General features: G+C 44.9%; 18 protein-coding genes and 9 tRNA genes. 22 read left to right on the top strand and 5 right to left on the bottom strand.

The features are described from left to right. Window positions 1-26: 26 nt before the first annotated feature. Together B5D54_RS10685 and ruvX are read left to right on the top strand one after the other, a co-directional pair. A complete protein-coding gene (locus B5D54_RS10685; RefSeq protein WP_078926538.1) occupies window positions 27-590 on the top strand; it encodes a YqgE/AlgH family protein in 564 nt (187 codons plus the stop codon). Window positions 591-644: 54 nt separating this feature from the next. Then, window positions 645-1,070 carry a Holliday junction resolvase RuvX gene (gene ruvX, locus B5D54_RS10680; protein ID WP_078926537.1) on the top strand — a complete coding sequence of 142 codons (426 nt, stop codon included), beginning with the start codon at window positions 645-647 and terminating at the stop codon, window positions 1,068-1,070. Window positions 1,071-1,113: 43 nt separating this feature from the next. On the opposite strand, the gene B5D54_RS10675 is transcribed toward ruvX, so the two are convergent. Beyond that, complete coding sequence (locus tag B5D54_RS10675) at window positions 1,114-2,220, bottom strand: PilT/PilU family type 4a pilus ATPase (protein WP_078926609.1); 1,107 nt, start codon at window positions 2,218-2,220, stop codon at window positions 1,114-1,116. 11 nt (window positions 2,221-2,231) lie between these two features. Next, window positions 2,232-3,269 carry a type IV pilus twitching motility protein PilT gene (locus tag B5D54_RS10670; RefSeq protein WP_078926536.1) on the bottom strand — a complete coding sequence of 346 codons (1,038 nt, stop codon included), beginning with the start codon at window positions 3,267-3,269 and terminating at the stop codon, window positions 2,232-2,234. A 26-nt stretch (window positions 3,270-3,295) separates the two neighbouring features. Between B5D54_RS10670 and B5D54_RS10665 the strand changes: the two genes are divergently transcribed. Genes B5D54_RS10665 through hemW form a run of 7 tightly spaced genes read left to right on the top strand, consistent with a single transcriptional unit; the run spans window position 3,296 to window position 8,021 of the window. Further along, entirely contained in the window at window positions 3,296-4,003 is a 708-nt protein-coding gene (locus tag B5D54_RS10665; RefSeq protein WP_078926535.1) for a YggS family pyridoxal phosphate-dependent enzyme, read from the top strand. A gap of 21 nt (window positions 4,004-4,024) precedes the next feature. After that, window positions 4,025-4,843 (top strand): pyrroline-5-carboxylate reductase, encoded by an 819-nt coding sequence (proC, locus tag B5D54_RS10660; RefSeq protein ID WP_078926534.1) that lies wholly within the window; start codon window positions 4,025-4,027, stop codon window positions 4,841-4,843. 51 nt (window positions 4,844-4,894) lie between these two features. Further along, the gene (locus B5D54_RS10655; protein ID WP_078926533.1) at window positions 4,895-5,452 is read left to right on the top strand and encodes a YggT family protein; all 558 of its coding nucleotides are present in this window, start codon (window positions 4,895-4,897) and stop codon (window positions 5,450-5,452) included. After that, a complete protein-coding gene (yggU, locus tag B5D54_RS10650) occupies window positions 5,452-5,739 on the top strand; it encodes a DUF167 family protein YggU (protein ID WP_078926532.1) in 288 nt (95 codons plus the stop codon). The genes B5D54_RS10655 and yggU overlap by 1 nt, the downstream gene beginning before the upstream one ends. A 41-nt stretch (window positions 5,740-5,780) precedes the next feature. Next, complete coding sequence (locus tag B5D54_RS10645) at window positions 5,781-6,212, top strand: DUF4426 domain-containing protein (RefSeq protein ID WP_078926531.1); 432 nt, start codon at window positions 5,781-5,783, stop codon at window positions 6,210-6,212. A 24-nt stretch (window positions 6,213-6,236) separates the two neighbouring features. Further along, window positions 6,237-6,839: an XTP/dITP diphosphatase gene (locus B5D54_RS10640; protein WP_078926530.1), complete on the top strand. Its 603-nt coding sequence runs from the start codon at window positions 6,237-6,239 to the stop codon at window positions 6,837-6,839. 9 nt (window positions 6,840-6,848) lie between these two features. Further along, a complete protein-coding gene (hemW, locus tag B5D54_RS10635) occupies window positions 6,849-8,021 on the top strand; it encodes a radical SAM family heme chaperone HemW (protein ID WP_078926529.1) in 1,173 nt (390 codons plus the stop codon). Between the two features lie 32 nt (window positions 8,022-8,053). On the opposite strand, the gene glsB is transcribed toward hemW, so the two are convergent. Beyond that, entirely contained in the window at window positions 8,054-8,974 is a 921-nt protein-coding gene (gene glsB / locus B5D54_RS10630) for a glutaminase B (RefSeq protein WP_078926528.1), read from the bottom strand. A 134-nt stretch (window positions 8,975-9,108) separates the two neighbouring features. Then, a complete protein-coding gene (trmB, locus tag B5D54_RS10625) occupies window positions 9,109-9,828 on the bottom strand; it encodes a tRNA (guanosine(46)-N7)-methyltransferase TrmB (protein WP_078926527.1) in 720 nt (239 codons plus the stop codon). A gap of 233 nt (window positions 9,829-10,061) precedes the next feature. Between trmB and mutY the strand changes: the two genes are divergently transcribed. The 13 genes from mutY to B5D54_RS10560 all read left to right on the top strand — a co-directional run bounded on the left by mutY (window position 10,062) and on the right by B5D54_RS10560 (window position 15,685). Further along, window positions 10,062-11,117, top strand: a complete 1,056-nt coding sequence (gene mutY, locus B5D54_RS10620; RefSeq protein WP_078926526.1) for an A/G-specific adenine glycosylase — start codon at window positions 10,062-10,064, stop codon at window positions 11,115-11,117. Between the two features lie 20 nt (window positions 11,118-11,137). Next, window positions 11,138-11,413 carry an oxidative damage protection protein gene (locus tag B5D54_RS10615; RefSeq protein ID WP_078926525.1) on the top strand — a complete coding sequence of 92 codons (276 nt, stop codon included), beginning with the start codon at window positions 11,138-11,140 and terminating at the stop codon, window positions 11,411-11,413. Window positions 11,414-11,483: 70 nt separating this feature from the next. Continuing rightward, on the top strand, window positions 11,484-12,614 hold the full coding sequence (mltC, locus tag B5D54_RS10610) for a membrane-bound lytic murein transglycosylase MltC (RefSeq protein WP_078926524.1): 1,131 nt from the start codon (window positions 11,484-11,486) through the stop codon (window positions 12,612-12,614). A 108-nt stretch (window positions 12,615-12,722) separates the two neighbouring features. Continuing rightward, window positions 12,723-12,798: transfer RNA gene (locus tag B5D54_RS10605), tRNA-Phe, on the top strand. Window positions 12,799-12,846: 48 nt separating this feature from the next. Continuing rightward, window positions 12,847-12,920 (top strand) — tRNA-Thr (locus tag B5D54_RS10600). 10 nt (window positions 12,921-12,930) lie between these two features. Next, window positions 12,931-13,006 (top strand) — tRNA-Phe (locus tag B5D54_RS10595). 12 nt (window positions 13,007-13,018) lie between these two features. Continuing rightward, window positions 13,019-13,094: transfer RNA gene (locus B5D54_RS10590), tRNA-Asn, on the top strand. A 214-nt stretch (window positions 13,095-13,308) separates the two neighbouring features. After that, window positions 13,309-14,943, top strand: coding sequence for a methyl-accepting chemotaxis protein (locus tag B5D54_RS10585; protein ID WP_078926523.1), 1,635 nt, complete (start codon window positions 13,309-13,311; stop codon window positions 14,941-14,943). A gap of 245 nt (window positions 14,944-15,188) precedes the next feature. Next, window positions 15,189-15,264, top strand: a tRNA-Phe gene (locus tag B5D54_RS10580). Between the two features lie 52 nt (window positions 15,265-15,316). Continuing rightward, window positions 15,317-15,392: transfer RNA gene (locus B5D54_RS10575), tRNA-Thr, on the top strand. A 17-nt stretch (window positions 15,393-15,409) separates the two neighbouring features. Next, window positions 15,410-15,485 (top strand) — tRNA-Asn (locus tag B5D54_RS10570). 37 nt (window positions 15,486-15,522) lie between these two features. Further along, window positions 15,523-15,598 (top strand) — tRNA-Thr (locus tag B5D54_RS10565). A gap of 11 nt (window positions 15,599-15,609) precedes the next feature. Further along, window positions 15,610-15,685, top strand: a tRNA-Asn gene (locus tag B5D54_RS10560). A gap of 118 nt (window positions 15,686-15,803) precedes the next feature. Here B5D54_RS10560 and djlA read toward each other — a convergent pair. Then, entirely contained in the window at window positions 15,804-16,673 is an 870-nt protein-coding gene (gene djlA, locus B5D54_RS10555) for a co-chaperone DjlA (protein WP_078926522.1), read from the bottom strand. Window positions 16,674-16,810: the final 137 nt, after the last annotated feature.

Genomic DNA, 16,810 nt, shown 5'->3' with positions numbered 1-16,810 from the left:
CTGAACGCTAAAGGATTGAAGATTAGATGAATCTAACTAATCATTTTCTCGTTGCTATGCCAAGCATGCAGGATCCTTACTTCAAGCGCAGTGTTATCTACCTCTGCGAACATAATGAAGAAGGCGCGATGGGGCTGATGATCAATGCACCTATCGATATTACCGTCAGTGGCATGTTAAAGCAGGTGGAGATTGAGCCGGCTTACCCACCGTCACGGGATCAAAGCCTGCAAAAACCCGTTTTTAATGGTGGACCTATCTCAGAAGATCGAGGGTTTGTTCTGCATAAACCCAAAGATCATTATGAATCCACCATTCAAATGACCGATGAGATTTCCGTAACGACCTCCAAAGATATTCTCACCGTATTAGGAACGGATGCCGAGCCCAGTGGCTATATTGTGGCACTTGGTTATGCTGGCTGGTCTCCCGGCCAATTGGAGAAAGAATTGACCGAAAATTCATGGTTGACCATAGAAGCCGATGCCGACTTGATTTTTGATACGCCTGTGCATGAAAAATGGCATAAAGCCATAAAAAAACTGGGGATTGATCCCATTCAATTGTCTCCTCAATCTGGACATGCCTAACCTTTTATCGCCTTTAATAACAATTAAAGGCGATATTGTTATGAGAATTTAATTATGTCACGCACCATCATGGCCTTTGACTATGGAACCCAAAGTATTGGTAGTGCCATCGGTCAAGAAATTACCGGAACCGCCTCTCCGCTCAAAGCCTTTAAAGCCACCGATGGCATTCCTCATTGGGATGAAATTGAAAAACAGATCAAAGAGTGGCAACCCGACTTATTAGTGGTTGGGCTGCCCACCGATTTACAAGGAAATGCTCTCGAAACCATTACCCCTCGAGCAAAGAAATTTGCCAATCGCCTGCATGGGCGCTTTGGCTTGCCCGTTGAACTGCATGATGAACGATTATCCACCAAAGAAGCACGATCTGAACTCTTTTCTCAGGGAGGATACAAAGCGTTAAGCAAAGGAAAGATTGACTGTCAATCCGCGGTGGTGATCCTAGAAAGCTGGTTTGAGAGGCAGTGGTCAGTGTAGAAATTCGACCATCCCCAACCAACGTTGGGGATGGAAAACAAGTTTAATCCATATCGATTTTGATATTGTCTAAGGCACCCGAGGTGTAGCTCTCGCCACGTTGAGTTTTCAGCATTAGCCTTAAATCATTGGCGGAATCGGCGCTGTGTAGCGCATCTTGCTCACTGATTTTATCGTCGATAACTAAACGATAAAGCGCTTGGTCAAAGGTCTGTATCCCTATTTCCGTAGATTTTGCCATGGTGGGCTTCAATTCATGCAGCTCGCCACGGCGGATGATATCCGCCACCCTTGGGCTATTAAGTAATACTTCAAATACCCCGTGTCGGCCATTACCTTGCTTATCTCGAATCAGTTGCTGGCCGATAACCCCTTTTAAGTTCATCGATAAATCAAATAAGAATTGCTCTTTTTGCTCTTTCGGCACCAAATGTAAAATCCGCTCTAACGCTTGGTTCGCATTGTTAGCGTGCAAGGTCGCCATACAGAGATGCCCGGTTTCAGCAAATGTCATCGCGTATTCCATGGTTTCTCGACTGCGTATTTCACCAATCAGAATCATGTCTGGGGCTTGGCGAAGTGAGTTTTTCAGTGCCACTTCGTAACTTTGAGTATCAAGCCCGACTTCTCGCTGAGTAACGATACAACCTTGATGAGGATGAACAAACTCAATCGGATCTTCCACCGTCAGAATATGACCACAACTTTGAGTGTTTCGATACCCTGTCATTGCGGCCATGGTCGTTGATTTCCCCGATCCTGTTGCCCCAACAACTAAGACAAGCCCCCGCTTAGCAAGCGCTAACTCTTTTAACACCTCTGGCAATTTAAGCTCATCAAAAGTCGGGATATGGGTTTCAATACGTCGGATCACCGCACCCGGTAATTCTCGTTGATAAAAAGCACTGACCCGAAAACGACCATCATTACGCACAATCGCAAAGTTAGCCTCACGGGTTTGGCTAAACTCATGTTGCTTATCAAGGTCCATCATTCGGGTCAGCAAGGTTTTTACTTGTGACTCCGTTAATGGTTCCCCCTCCGCTTGCAGTTGACCATTAACCCGATACAAAATAGGCGCAGCGACCGTGATATATAAATCCGACGCTTTATGAGTCAACATGCCCTGTAATATTTGATCCAGTTGCATCATTTCCTCTCTTAAAAAGTCGACATTGCTACTTCGATCTTCTTCTGCACTTCTTGAGGCTCAACCACTCCTTGAGCCATTAATTGCTTCGCATGCTGTTCCATCGTTTGCATCCCATGCGCCGCACCCGTTTGAATAATGGAGTACATTTGCGCCACTTTATCTTCGCGGATCAAGTTACGGATAGCAGGTGTCGCTAACATGATTTCATGGCAGGCAACCCGCCCTCCTCCTAACCGTTTTAATAACTTCTGAGCAATCACCGCCCGCATCGATTCAGATAACATCGAGCGCACCATATCTTTATCACTGCCGGGGAAAACATCGATAATCCGGTCAATCGTTTTGGCCGCCGAACTGGTATGCAGCGTGCCAAAAACTAAGTGCCCGGTTTCTGCGGCGGTTAATGCCAAGCTGATGGTCTCTTGGTCACGCAATTCCCCCACTAAAATCACATCGGGATCTTCGCGCAGCGCACTGCGCAGAGCATTTTTAAAACTGTGCGTATCTCGATGCACTTCTCTCTGGTTCACCAAACATTTATTGTTGCTGTGTACAAATTCGATCGGGTCTTCAATCGTTAAAATGTGCTTATTATGATGCGTATTGATATAATCGACCATGGCAGCCAGCGTGGTCGATTTACCCGAACCCGTTGGCCCAGTGACAAGTACTAACCCTTTTTCATAATTGGCAATTTTTCTAAAGATCTCAGGGGCATCCAACTGGTCAAGAGTCGGGATAGTAGTAGGAATGGTTCGAAATACCGCAGAGCAGCCACGAGCTTGGTGAAAAGCATTCACACGAAAACGGCCAACATTAGGAAGTTCAAAAGAAAAATCCACTTCCAACCGTTCTTCATATTCACTACGCTGGGCATCATTCATGATTTCAAAAATTAATCGATGAACATCAGAGTGGCTAAAAGCAGGCACACCAAGCTTTCTCACTTCACCATCGATACGAACCATGGGCGGAACACCCGCAGAAAGATGTAGATCTGAAGCATTATGCTTTACACTAAAATCCAGTAACTCTGAGATATCCATTTATTTTCCTTAAGTAAAGTCGGGCTATGAGTAGTATTCAACAAAATCTTCAACAGATCACCTCACAGATCGAGAGCGCACAACAAAAGTGTGGGCGCTCTCCAAGCTCTGTGCAACTTTTAGCAGTCAGTAAAACCAAACCCGTCGAGGCAATTCTCGAAGCGGCCAATGCTGGGCAAGTCGCATTTGGCGAAAACTATGTGCAAGAAGGGGTCAATAAGATCCAGTATTTTGCCGAGCACCACCCTGAACTCAAACTGGAATGGCACTTTATTGGCCCACTACAGTCAAATAAGACTCGGCTGATTGCTGAGCATTTTGATTGGATGCACACCATAGACAGGGCCAAAATAGCCCAAAGGCTAAGTGAGCAGCGTCCAGCTGATAAGCCACCACTGCAAGTTTTAATTCAGGTTAACACCAGTGGTGAAACATCGAAATCAGGGATTTCTGAAAATGAACTAATCCCTCTGGCGGAGTTGATTTCTGGTCTTCCTAACCTCACGTTAAGAGGGTTGATGTCGATACCAGAGAATGTCGGGGATTATTCTGCTCAACTCACCGCCTTTCAGCGTTTAGCGCAATTACAAGCGCAACTGGCAAAAACTTATCCGCATCTTGACACATTATCGATGGGAATGAGCGGAGATATGGACGCCGCAATCGCCGCAGGCAGTACAATTGTTCGTATCGGAACCGCTATTTTTGGTCAACGTGATTACCGCACAGAATAAACTTTAGGATACAGATTAACCATGGAACAGAGAACCATCGCTTTTATCGGAGCTGGCAATATGGCACATGCGATTATCGCGGGCTTAATCGCCAGTGGCTATAATGCTCAGCGCATCATTGCCAGTGCCCCTTCGCAAGAGCATTTGACATCACTGCAAGAAAAATATGCCGTACAGACCACCAGCGATAACCTTTCTGCCGCAAAACAAGCAGATGTCGTGGTACTGGCCGTTAAACCTCAATTGATGGCAGAAGTGTGCCAACCGCTCCAAGCTATCGACTTTTCAAACAAGTTAGTCATCTCCATTGCTGCAGGAGTATCGGTAGCGCGGCTTAACCAGTTATTGGCTTGCCAGCCCGCCTTAGTACGAGTGATGCCCAATACGCCTGCTCTGGTTAATCGGGGAATGGCTGGCCTGTTCGCTGCCGAAGGAACGCAAGAGCAAGATAAAACGTTTACCAGTCAATTAATGTCGTCGGTCGGTAAAACCTGCTGGGTAGAGACAGAAGCCGACATCAATCATGTCATTGCTGCGGCAGGCAGTGCGCCCGCTTACTTTTTCCTTTTTATGGAAGCGATGCAAGCGGAAGCGATGGCTCAAGGGTTTGATAAAGAAACGGCTCGTCTTCTCGTTCAACAATCAGCACTCGGAGCAGCAGAAATGGTGCAGGCAAACCCAGAGATTGAGCTTGCCACTTTACGTGAACAAGTCACCTCCAAAGGCGGAACCACCGCTGAAGCGATCCGCACTTTTAATGAACATCAATTGTCTGACATTGTAGCTAAAGCTATGCGTGCGGCCGTTGCTCGAGCGCAAGAGATGGAAAAACTATTTTAAATGAATGACGGTTTCAGTACTCTACCCATAAATCTGCAGTAAGGGCATCTTATGAATGCAATGAGTTTTTTAATCTCCACCTTGTTTGATATTTATATCATGGTGGTTATTTTACGAATTTGGTTACAGGCCGCTCGAGCGGATTTCTATAACCCATTTTCACAATTTATTGTGAAAGCTACACAACCGGTAGTGGCTCCACTACGGCGTCTCATCCCATCGATTGGCAGTATTGATCTCGCCACCATACTGTTCGCTTATGGATTGTGTGTAGTGAAGTTTATTGTCTTAATTTTCATCGCCTCAAATGGTGCTGTCAGCTTTAGTACCGACTTTTTATTCTTAGGTTTACTCTCCCTAATCAAAGCAGCAGGGGGCTTACTCTTTTGGGTGTTGCTGATCCGCGCTATTCTAAGCTGGGTCAGCCAAGGTCGCAGCCCAATTGAATATGTGTTCCATCAATTAACCGAACCTATGCTGGCACCGATTCGTCGCATCATCCCAGTAATGGGCGGCTTTGATCTCAGTGTATTAGTGCTGTTCATTGTTTTACAATTTGCCAACTTTTTGATGGGCGATATTATCGGGCCTATCTGGTATCAACTATAATGAAAGCGGTTTGGTTAGAGGGTTCTGATCTCTGCTTAAGGCTGTATATTCAGCCGAAAGCCAGCCGAGATGCACTGGTGGGGTTACATGGTGACGAACTGAAAATTGCCATTACCGCCCCACCGGTGGATGGCAAAGCCAACGCTCATTTAACCAAATATTTAGCCAAACAGTGCAAAGTCGCCAAAGGAGCCATTGAGATAGAAAAAGGAGAATTGGGACGCCATAAACAGGTACATATCCACTCTCCTTCCATTATCCCGGCAGAGATCCAAACCTTGCTTTGATCCCCACGTTTTGTGGGGCATTTTTTATGAGGAGAATTCCCATGCGTCAATGGCTCTATGCCCTGTTGCTGGCGGCCTTTGCCCTACCCAGTAATGCAGGACAATCGATTAATATTAAAGATATTGAGGTGCACTATTCTGCCTTTAATTCTACATTTTTAACGCCACAGGTAGCACGTAGCTATCAATTAACGCGTAATGGTTACTCTGCTATTTTAAACATCAGTGTGTTAGATACCGCATCGTTAGGTAAACCAGCGCTAGAGGCGCATATTTCAGGTCAGGTTCGCAATCTTATCGGTCAGACTCGCTCACTTCAGTTTCGAGAAATCAAAGAAGATAAAGCCATTTACTATCTTGCTGAATTTCGTATTAGTAACGAAGAAAGTCTCACGTTTGATATTGCGATAGATGCCGGAAATAAAGGCACTGGGAAACTGCGTTTTACGCAAAAATTTTACGTGCAGCCGTAACCCAAAGATAACCACGAGAAGAATATGAAAAAAATTGTATTAGCCACCGGAAACCAAGGCAAAGTCAGAGAAATGGCCGATTTACTGGCTGATTTTGGCTTTGACGTTGTCGCACAAAGTGAATTCAATGTTTCTGAAGTCGCGGAAACGGGAACCACTTTTATAGAAAATGCCATTATCAAAGCCCGCCATGCGGCAAAAGAAACCGGCTTCGCGGCTATCGCCGATGATTCAGGTTTAGAAGTGGACTGTCTCAATGGGGCTCCCGGGATCTACTCCGCACGCTACGCTGGTGATCATGCCAGTGACGCAGAGAATATCGAAAAACTGCTTGAGGCCCTAAAAGAAGTACCAGAAGCGCAAAGAACCGCTCGCTTTCACTGCGTATTAGTTTTGATGCGCCATGCTGATGATCCAACCCCCATTGTTTGTCATGGTCAGTGGGAAGGGCGAATTCTGGCTCAAACTCAAGGTAATCATGGCTTTGGTTATGATCCCATTTTTTGGGTGCCAGAAGAACAGTGCTCCTCTGCGCAACTGGATCCCATGCGTAAAAAACAGCTCTCTCACCGTGGTAAAGCACTCAAACAACTGTTTGCCCAGCTCACTGAACATCCGCTCCAATAAGAAAATATGATGCTTACTCCTCCTGCTCTCAGTCTCTATGTCCACATTCCTTGGTGCGTTCAAAAATGCCCTTACTGTGATTTTAACTCTCATGCCTTAAAAGCAGAGATTCCAGAACAGGAATACCTTCAGGCGTTATTGGAAGATCTCGACACTGACATTGAAAAATATCGTCTTAATGAGGCACCACGTCTCCTACACTCTATTTTTATTGGTGGTGGTACACCAAGCTTAATTTCGGCACAAGGAATTGAGCAATTGCTGAAAGGAATAGAGCAACGCCTGCCCTTTAAGCCTGACATTGAAATCACCATGGAAGCCAACCCAGGAACGGTAGAAGCCGAGCGTTTTGCGGGGTATAAGAAAGCAGGAGTCACACGCATCTCCATTGGTGTACAAAGCTTTGCTGAAGAAAAATTAAAACGACTGGGACGAATTCATGGCAAGCAAGAAGCCATGAATGCCGCTCAGCTTGCGCACAAAATTGGTTTAACCAGTTTTAACCTCGATCTCATGCATGGTTTGCCGGATCAAACCTTAGCGCAAGCGCTGGATGATCTCGATCAAGCCATCGCACTCGATCCGCCGCACCTTTCTTGGTATCAATTAACCATTGAGCCGAATACCGTTTTTCATTACCAGCCCCCCGTTTTACCTGATGATGATGCACTGTGGGATATTTTTGAACGTGGCCATCAAAAATTATCGCAAGCTGGTTATGTGCAGTATGAAATCTCTGGCTACAGCAAGCCGGGCTATCAGTGCCAACACAACCTCAATTACTGGCGGTTTGGTGATTACTTAGGGATTGGTTGTGGCGCACACGGTAAAGTCAGCTTTGCCGATGGGCGAATCATTCGCACCACAAAAATTAAACACCCTAGAGGGTATTTAGCCGCCTATCAAAATATGGTGAAACCGTATTTAGATAGTGAACATGAGGTTGAAATGGTTGATAGGCCCTTTGAGTTTTTTATGAATCGCTTTCGTCTGCTTGAAGCCTGCCCAAAGCAAGATTTTACCGAAACGACAGGGCTACCATTCAGTACGATAGAAAAAACCATTCGCTGGGCCGTGGAAATGGGCTATTTGCATGATAACCCGCAAGATTGGCAGATCACTGAGCAAGGAAAACTCTTCCTCAATGATCTACTTGCCGCTTTTATGGTTGATGATGATTAACCTCCAACCCTCACTGTAATATCAGTGAGGGCCTAGAAGATGGACCGCCCTATCCGCTCGGAAAGCAATTCGAGCGCTTTAGTGCCTGCCAGTGAATTCCCTGAAGAATTCAATTCGGGAGACCAAACAGCAATGGTCATTTCACCGGGTACGATAGCAATAATGCCACCGCCCACACCAGATTTTCCGGGCATACCGACTCGATAAGCAAATTCACCGGCTCCATCATAAAGGCCACACGTTGCCAGCAAGGCATTCATTTGTTTACTTTGCATGGCGCTGATCACTCGTTGACCCGTTTGTACCGAAACCCCTTTGTTCGCCAAATAACTGAACGTTTTCGCCAGTTCCACACAACTCATTTTTAGTGCACAAGCATGAAAATAATTGTTCAGTACAGGAATCACTTCATTGTCGAAATTACCGAAGGAACGCATTAAATAGGCAATAGCAGCATTACGATCACTGTGCAACATTTCAGAGGCAGCCACCACTTTGTCATACACAATTTGTGGCTCACCACTGAGCTGGCGAACAAATTCTAATAACCTCTGCCGAGGAGCCGATAACCGACTATGTAGCATATCTGCAATCACAATGGCTCCGGCATTAATAAAAGGGTTGCGCGGAATCCCCTGCTCCATTTCGAGCTGAATTAAAGAATTAAAGGCTTGCCCTGAAGGTTCTTTCCCCACTCGAAGCCAAAGCTCTTCGGGTTTATACAGCCCCATCGCTAAAGTGAGGCTCAAGACTTTAGAAATCGATTGAATCGAAAAGCCTTCATGGGCATCCCCCGCACTCATCACCTCACCTCGGTTGGTGTAGACGGCAATGGCTAATTTATGATGAGGGACCTGTGCTAAGGCGGGTATATAACTGGCCACCTTACCTTGTCCAATTAATGGGCGAACTTCATCCAGAATGGTCGCCAAAATATGTTCTGTCGGTTTCATGTTCTGAGCTTTACTTATTATTGTTGTAGAGTCGAGCGATTAAAAAAGCCAACATCATGATGAGCACAATGTTGGCTTTACTGTTCTTTTGTGCCGAAACTAGTATCTTTCGCACATTGCTAGGTTGTCCAGCCTTAACTGATACGTTGGTATTGAATATCCCAAACGCCATGCCCCAATCGGTGGCCACGCTGTTCAAATTTAGTCAACGGCCGGCTCGCTGGGCGAGGGATATAGTCACCACTCTTCGCTAAGTTCACAAACCCCGGAGCCTGATTCATCACTTCAATCATATGTTCTGCATAGTTTTCCCAATCGGTTGCCATATGAAAAACACCGTCACCAACTAATAATTTCTGGCGAACCATTTCCGCAAATTCAAGCTGTACAATACGACGTTTATGGTGGCGTTTCTTATGCCAAGGGTCGGGGAAAAACAGTTGCAAGGTTGCCAAACTGTTGTCAGGGATCATATGAGCAAACACTTCGACTGCATCATGGCACATCACACGGAGGTTAGTCACACCAGCATCACGAGCCGAGGCTAAACAAGCCCCTACGCCTGGGCTATGAACTTCAATACCAATAAAGTTTTTCTCTGGCGCATTTTGGGCCATTTCAACCAAAGAAGCGCCCATCCCAAAACCAATTTCCAATACGACAGGATGATCATTGCCAAAAACTTGCCCCCAATCGAGTTGCTCATTCTGATAATCAATACCCATGGTTGGCCAGCACGCTTTCATTGCCGCTTCTTGACCTTTCGTTAACCGACCTTCACGACGGACAAAACTGCGAATTCTACGCATCACTTTACCGTCTTCATTCCGTTCGTTCGTGGTGACTTCACTCATTGATATTGCCTGTCTATTTTTTAATCTTGACTGAAAGGGAGTGTGATTATCCAAAGAATTTCGTGTGGTGCAAGTGTTATTATCCACTCTCTAACTAGGATTTTTCATTAAAAACCAAGTTGTGAACAATCCCCTTCCTTCACCATTGATACCCTTATAATTTATCGGTTGTACTTTGAGGCCATTCTGTGGTGCAATTTTGCTCCACTATTTTTGATTATCATGAGTAAGTTGTGACCCCATTTGCTAAGGCTATTATTACTTGGTACGACGCTTACGGTCGTAAAGACCTTCCCTGGCAACAGAACAAAAGCGCTTATAGTGTCTGGATCTCAGAGATCATGCTCCAACAGACACAAGTAGCAACCGTCATTCCTTATTATCAGAAGTTCATGGCTCGCTTCCCAAGCGTAGTCGATTTAGCTCATGCCGAACAAGATGAAGTACTTCATTACTGGACAGGGCTTGGCTACTATGCCCGAGCACGAAATCTGCACAGAACCGCTAAAATTGTAGTAGAAGAATATAGCGGACAATTTCCAACCCAACTTGAACTGATGAATGCATTACCGGGCATCGGTCGTTCCACCGCAGCAGCCGTACTTTCCTCTGTGTTTAACAAACCTCACGCAATTTTAGATGGTAATGTAAAACGAACCTTGGCTCGCTGCTTTGCGGTAGAAGGCTGGCCGGGAAAGAAAACGGTAGAGAATCAACTATGGCAACATGCAGAACAACACACACCAACCAAGGATGTCGATAAATATAACCAAGCAATGATGGATATGGGGGCAATGATCTGCACCCGTAGCAAACCTAAATGCTCATTATGCCCAGTGGCATCATTCTGTATAGCCAAAGAACAAGGCAACCCACTCGATTACCCAGCCAAAAAACCCAAAACTGAAAAACCTACCAAACAAACTTGGTTTGTTATTCTTTACCATCAGGGGGAAGTTTGGCTTGAACAGCGTCCACAAGTGGGTATCTGGGGAGGATTATTCTGTTTCCCACAACACAGCGATCAGGATATTCATCATACACTGGCTATGCGTGGGATTCGTGAATCAGACATTCAACACCAGACAACGTTAATCGCCTTTCGGCACACCTTTAGCCATTACCATCTAGATATCACCCCCGTTTTATTGGAACTGTCCACGAAACCAGACATCATCATGGAAGGAAACAAAGGTCTTTGGTATAACTTAACTCGTCCGGAAGAAGTCGGTTTAGCTGCCCCCGTTAAGCAGCTAATCAGTGGCCTGCCGTTTGAAATTCATTCATAAATCATTAAGAGGAAATCATTATGAGTCGCACGGTATTTTGTGCTCGCCTACAAAAAGAAGCAGACGGTCTGGATTTTCAGCTTTACCCAGGAGAGCTGGGAAAACGTATCTTCGATAACATTTCTAAAGAAGCTTGGGCCCAATGGCAAACCAAGCAAACCATGTTAATCAACGAAAAGAAACTCAACATGATGGATCCTGAACATCGTAAACTGCTGGAGCAAGAGATGGTCAATTTCCTCTTTGAAGGAAAAGAGGTTCATATTGAAGGCTATACCCCACCAAGCCAAGCATAACCTTAATGGATCAACGTTGGAAATTTGGGCGATTGCCCTGATTTCCTCGCAATATTTGCCCGGAAAATGCATGAAAAAATATTTCTATTGTTTCGCCACTTTGCTGCTATTGGTTGGCTGTAGTCGAGAGTTTATCGAAAGTATTTACGATGTGAATTATGAGCCAACCAATCGGTTTGCTAAAAATCTCGCTCAATTACCCGGGCAATTTGAAAAAGATACCGCCGCACTGGATGCACTGATCCAGAGTTTTTCTGGCAATATTGAAAAGCGCTGGGGACGTAAAGAAGTAAAAATGGCCGGCAAAAGTAATTATGTAAAATACATAGATAACTACCTAAGCCGCACCGAAGTTAACTTTAGTGATGGGAAAATATTGGTAGAAACCATCTCCCCCACCGATCCCAAAGCTCATTTGAAAAAAGCGATCATGACCACGCTATTAACGCCAGACGATCCGGCGAATGTTGACCTTTTTTCATCCAAAAACATTGAATTAAAGGGGCAACCCTTTTTGTATCAACAGGTGCTTGATCAAGATAAACAACCGATCCAGTGGAGCTGGCGCGCCAATCGTTTTGCTGATTATTTAATTGCGAATCACCTCAAAGTAAAGCAAGTCGATTTTAAAAAATCCTATTACGTGGAAATCCCGATGGTTGAAGATCAAATGCAGATCCGCAGCTATCAATACTCCGATATTGTGCGCCGAGCATCACGTAAATACGATATTCCAGAAGATTTGATCTATGCGATCATCAAAACAGAAAGCAGCTTTAACCCTTATGCGGTCAGTTGGGCCAACGCTTATGGGTTAATGCAGATTGTGCCTAAAACCGCAGGGCGCGACGTTTTTAATTTAGTCAAAAATCGTTCTGGAGAGCCGTCACCAGAATATCTGTTTAACCCTGAAAATAATATTGATACGGGCACCGCCTACTTTTATCTACTCAAAAATCGTTATTTAAAAGAGGTAAAGCAACCGCTTTCTTTAGAATACAGTATGATTTCAGCCTACAACGGAGGCACTGGTGGGGTTTTACGCACGTTTCATAGCGATAGGCAGCGTGCCATGAAAAATCTCAACGCTCTGCAGCCCAACCAAGTTTATTGGGCCTTAACCCAAAAACACCCAAATGCAGAAGCCAGACGCTACCTTGAAAAAGTGACTCGTTATAAACAGGATTTTAATAAAAAATAAGAAAAATCACTAAATTGTCTAAAATAACGACGTTTGAATCGATTTTTCCGTTTTTTTATAAAAACCAGTTGACGCAGAGAAGGAAAATCCGTTTAATAGCGCTCCGTTGCCCGGATAGCTCAGTCGGTAGAGCAGAGGATTGAAAATCCTCGTGTCGGTGGTTCGATTCCGCCTCCGGGCACCACGAATTTTATTGTTGGTGCAATCGCAACAACAAGCAATAGATTAAGTGCGCCGACTTAGCTCAGTAGGTAGAGCAACTGACTTGTAATCAGTAGGTCACCAGTTCGATTCCGGTAGTCGCGAGGCTGCCATTGCCTCGATAGCTCAGTCGGTAGAGCAGAGGATTGAAAATCCTCGTGTCGGTGGTTCGATTCCGCCTCGAGGCACCATATTAAAGCTGTTCCTCCTTAGCTCAGTTGGTAGAGCGACGGACTGTTAATCCGCAGGTCGCTGGTTCGAGCCCAGCAGGAGGAGCCACTATTCAAAACCCAGTCATTGACTGGGTTTTCTTTTTTGTCCGCCTCACCTTTTCGATGTTTCTTTCTACAACAACCACTTTTTTCGAGTAAAAAATTTAATCCCTGTCATAGTTTACTAACTTCCTCATATCCTGCGCTCCTCACTTGCTCTATGCTGATATTATTGTAATTTAATCATAATAATATTCTTCAATATCGCTTGAGGGTGGCATATGAAACTGAAAACTCAATCTTATTTTTTATCAGGAATTATCTTAATTGCCTTGCTTGCTCTCACTGCGACAGGGCTTTGGACACTACGAGTTGCCAGTAACCTTGACAATAAAGCGCGCGTCACAGAACACTTCCAAAGTGCTTACAATATTCTGCTGGAAGTAGAGAAGATGTCTCAAGAAGGGAAGTTATCAGAAACCGAAGCAAAAGCATTAGCAACGCGTTTGATGCGTAATAACATCTATAAAGATAACGAATACGTGTATGTCGCAGATAAAGACATGATGTTTATTGCCGCCCCTCTCGATCCTCAACTTCATGGGACCAGTTTCCACGATTTTAAAGATGGGCAAGGCAACAGTGTGGGCAAACTGATTCAAGATGTTCTTGCCAATAAGCGTTCACAGCTTGTGGAATATACTTGGACACAAAAACAAGCTGATGGCTCTATCGAAGAAAAACTCTCGATTGCCCAAAAAACCCCTTATTGGGGCTGGGTGGTGGGAACCGGTATTGGGTTTAATGAAGCTAATGCCCGTTTTTGGTCAACCGCACAGTGGCAAGTTGCTCTCTGTTTTGCCATTGCGGGGGGGATTTTCCTTATCCTCGTTTACGCGATTCGAAAAATACTGGCACTGCTTGGTGGAGAACCTAACGATGTACGAAATGCAGTACAAGCGGTCGCTGATGGTGATATTTATACTCAATTTACACAACAAGCTCCCAAAGACAGTATTTATGGTGCAGTACAACAAATGAGCCTTTCTTTAGCTCAGTTGGTCCAAAACTTAGAGGCATCAATGATGGCTTTACGGGGAGAATTATCGGAAGTCGAAAAACGCTCCCACTCAATTGCGGCTCTGACAGAAACTCAGCAACAATCAACAGAAATGATCGCAACCGCGATGACAGAGATGGCCTCTTCCGCAACCCAAGTGGCTCATTCAGCACAAGACACGGCATTAAATACCGATGAAGCAGACAAGCAAAGCCAACAAACACAACAACTTATCCATAATGCTGTAGGTAATATTCAAGGGCTTGCTGATCAACTACAAACGGCTAGCCAGGCTGTGCTCGAACTTGATAATGAGGTGAACAATATTGCTCAAGTCCTCAATGTGATTGGTGATATTGCCGAACAAACCAATTTACTGGCTCTGAATGCAGCGATTGAAGCCGCCCGGGCTGGTGAGCAAGGTCGAGGCTTTGCAGTGGTCGCCGATGAAGTTCGTAACCTTGCAGGACGAACTCAAACCAGTACGAAAGAAATTCAACAAATGATCCAAAACCTCCAATCTGGCTCTCGTCATGCGATTGACAGTATGCAGATCTGCGCACAAACGAGCCAAAGCACGGTAACAGAATCAGAAAATGCCTCAGCAGCATTAGGGTTAATTGTTAGCGCTCTGGAAAGTATCTCCTCCATGAGCCACCAAATTGCCACGGCAGCCGCAGAACAAACACAAGTGAGTGATGATATTTCTCAACGCATCAACATGATTGAGCAAAGTGGTACGGATTTAAGCCATGTCGTGATCGAAAGCCATCAAAGCACCCGAACCTTGACTCGTTTAGCTCATGAACTTGAGCAATGGTTAAGTAAATTCAGCATTAAAAATACCGTAAGATAACGCCCTCTTCCTTTCTTCTCTTGATAACAATAAAGGCGTACCGAATACGCCTTTATTGTCTTTGACAGTAAAAAATGAAGAATACTTTGCTAGAGTCCAGTTTATCTTTACCCCTCAATTTTCTTAGCTTTTTCCATCCCAAATGAGCAAAAACAGCCTACTAAGTATAGAAAATCACCAAACGAGTTTTTTTTTGCATTTTACTGTTGACGAAGGATCGGAAAACTCGTTTAATACACCCCGTTGCCTCGATAGCTCAGTCGGTAGAGCAGAGGATTGAAAATCCTCGTGTCGGTGGTTCGATTCCGCCTCGAGGCACCATTATTCAAATGAGTATGGGTGCGATACCGATACCATGAAAAGATAAATATGCGCCGGCTTAGCTCAGTTGGTAGAGCAACTGACTTGTAATCAGTAGGTCGCCAGTTCGACTCCGGCAGCCGGCACCATTTATCTAAAAGTTTGTTCCTCCTTAGCTCAGTTGGTAGAGCGACGGACTGTTAATCCGCAGGTCGCTGGTTCGAGCCCAGCAGGAGGAGCCAAATCTTATTAAATAGGGTAACTACCTTGTTTAATTAAGCCGACTTAGCTCAGTAGGTAGAGCAACTGACTTGTAATCAGTAGGTCACCAGTTCGATTCCGGTAGTCGGCACCATAAAAATTTATTCCTCCTTAGCTCAGTTGGTAGAGCGACGGACTGTTAATCCGCAGGTCGCTGGTTCGAGCCCAGCAGGAGGAGCCAAATTTTAAATCCCAGTCAATGACTGGGATTTTTTTTTGCTCTGAAAAGCTGAGAACGGCCATCCCCGATGCCCTTTCTCAGCGTTATCGGGGGAATGAGTAAAACTTTCCGTTGTCCGTTACTTAATGCCCTTCTCTTTTTTTATCAGATCATAAGCATGTTGGATTTCTTGTGATTTTTCTTTCGCCATATTCATCATCTCAGGCGGTAACCCTTTTGCCATTAGCTTATCTGGGTGATGTTCATTCATTAATTTACGGTAAGCTCGCTTAATCTCTTTTGCATCGGCATCTTCACTGACACCTAACACAGAAAAAGCATCCGCTAATCGATTTCGACTGCTTGCTTGTTGCCATTGCCCCGAACCAGAATGGCGATGCTGTTCGCTGCCAAACCCCCCACTAAAGCCACCAGCGGATTGAAAACGAAAGGCCGCTTCTTGCATACGTAATCGACGTTCTAACTGCTCTGAAGAAAAACCCAGCCCCTGCGCAATTTTATGTAGAACCTGCCGTTCACTAGGATGTAAATCACCATCAGCGAAAGCCGCTGAAATTTGAAGTTCAAGGAAGAACTGTAATAAATCAAACCGACCACCGGTAAAAAAACGTACATTCTCTAATGTTTCTTGCAGTGGAAAGTCCGCCTCTTTCCCTTCACGAAAAGCCTCTTGTGCAGCGCGACGTTGCTCACCATGCAAATTCATGCGATCCATCATTACACTTGCAAGGTGGATTTCTTGTTGCGTCACCTGCCCTTTCGCTTTTGCTACATGTCCCATCACTGCAAATGCGGCTTTAAAAAATTCCTCTTGTCGCTCTGACTGGCTGGGACCAGAGGAATTAAAGCCCCCTGTAGCAAATGGGTTCTGGCTGCGCTGACGGGCTTTATCAAATTGATGGCCAAGGAAAAAGCCAAAGACTGCGCCAAACGGTCCTCCAAACAGGAAGCCGAAGAAAGCGCCAAATATTTTGCCAAAAATATGCATTTATGTGCTCTCAATCTATGAATTTTTTAGGTGTGCTGTGGTCTGATAGTGCCGGGAGCGTTAAATTCCTTTATGATAGGGAACATTTTATTGACTTATCACTCCTAAAGTCGGAATCAAACAAGCTCAACAGGATA

Origin of the sequence: Vibrio cincinnatiensis DSM 19608 (genome assembly GCF_900167345.1) — a bacterium.
Taxonomy (GTDB): Bacteria; Pseudomonadota; Gammaproteobacteria; order Enterobacterales; family Vibrionaceae; genus Vibrio; species Vibrio cincinnatiensis.
The sequence above is the reverse complement of the archived record's forward strand: the minus strand, read 5'-3'. Positions and strand labels throughout refer to the sequence as shown.

Excerpts from the sequence above, each read along its gene's own strand:
- B5D54_RS10615 (WP_078926525.1), top strand. The coding sequence starts at position 11,138 with ATGAGTCGCACGGTATTTTGTGCTCGCCTACAAAAAGAAGCAGACGGT.
- B5D54_RS10645 (WP_078926531.1), top strand. The coding sequence starts at position 5,781 with ATGCGTCAATGGCTCTATGCCCTGTTGCTGGCGGCCTTTGCCCTACCC.
- hemW (WP_078926529.1), top strand. The coding sequence starts at position 6,849 with ATGCTTACTCCTCCTGCTCTCAGTCTCTATGTCCACATTCCTTGGTGC.
- B5D54_RS10585 (WP_078926523.1), top strand. The coding sequence starts at position 13,309 with ATGAAACTGAAAACTCAATCTTATTTTTTATCAGGAATTATCTTAATT.
- trmB (WP_078926527.1), bottom strand. The coding sequence starts at position 9,828 with ATGAGTGAAGTCACCACGAACGAACGGAATGAAGACGGTAAAGTGATG.
- glsB (WP_078926528.1), bottom strand. The coding sequence starts at position 8,974 with ATGAAACCGACAGAACATATTTTGGCGACCATTCTGGATGAAGTTCGC.
- B5D54_RS10665 (WP_078926535.1), top strand. The coding sequence starts at position 3,296 with ATGAGTAGTATTCAACAAAATCTTCAACAGATCACCTCACAGATCGAG.
- B5D54_RS10640 (WP_078926530.1), top strand. The coding sequence starts at position 6,237 with ATGAAAAAAATTGTATTAGCCACCGGAAACCAAGGCAAAGTCAGAGAA.
- djlA (WP_078926522.1), bottom strand. The coding sequence starts at position 16,673 with ATGCATATTTTTGGCAAAATATTTGGCGCTTTCTTCGGCTTCCTGTTT.
- B5D54_RS10655 (WP_078926533.1), top strand. The coding sequence starts at position 4,895 with ATGAATGCAATGAGTTTTTTAATCTCCACCTTGTTTGATATTTATATC.
- mltC (WP_078926524.1), top strand. The coding sequence starts at position 11,484 with ATGAAAAAATATTTCTATTGTTTCGCCACTTTGCTGCTATTGGTTGGC.
- B5D54_RS10685 (WP_078926538.1), top strand. The coding sequence starts at position 27 with ATGAATCTAACTAATCATTTTCTCGTTGCTATGCCAAGCATGCAGGAT.
- B5D54_RS10670 (WP_078926536.1), bottom strand. The coding sequence starts at position 3,269 with ATGGATATCTCAGAGTTACTGGATTTTAGTGTAAAGCATAATGCTTCA.
- ruvX (WP_078926537.1), top strand. The coding sequence starts at position 645 with ATGTCACGCACCATCATGGCCTTTGACTATGGAACCCAAAGTATTGGT.
- proC (WP_078926534.1), top strand. The coding sequence starts at position 4,025 with ATGGAACAGAGAACCATCGCTTTTATCGGAGCTGGCAATATGGCACAT.
- yggU (WP_078926532.1), top strand. The coding sequence starts at position 5,452 with ATGAAAGCGGTTTGGTTAGAGGGTTCTGATCTCTGCTTAAGGCTGTAT.
- B5D54_RS10675 (WP_078926609.1), bottom strand. The coding sequence starts at position 2,220 with ATGCAACTGGATCAAATATTACAGGGCATGTTGACTCATAAAGCGTCG.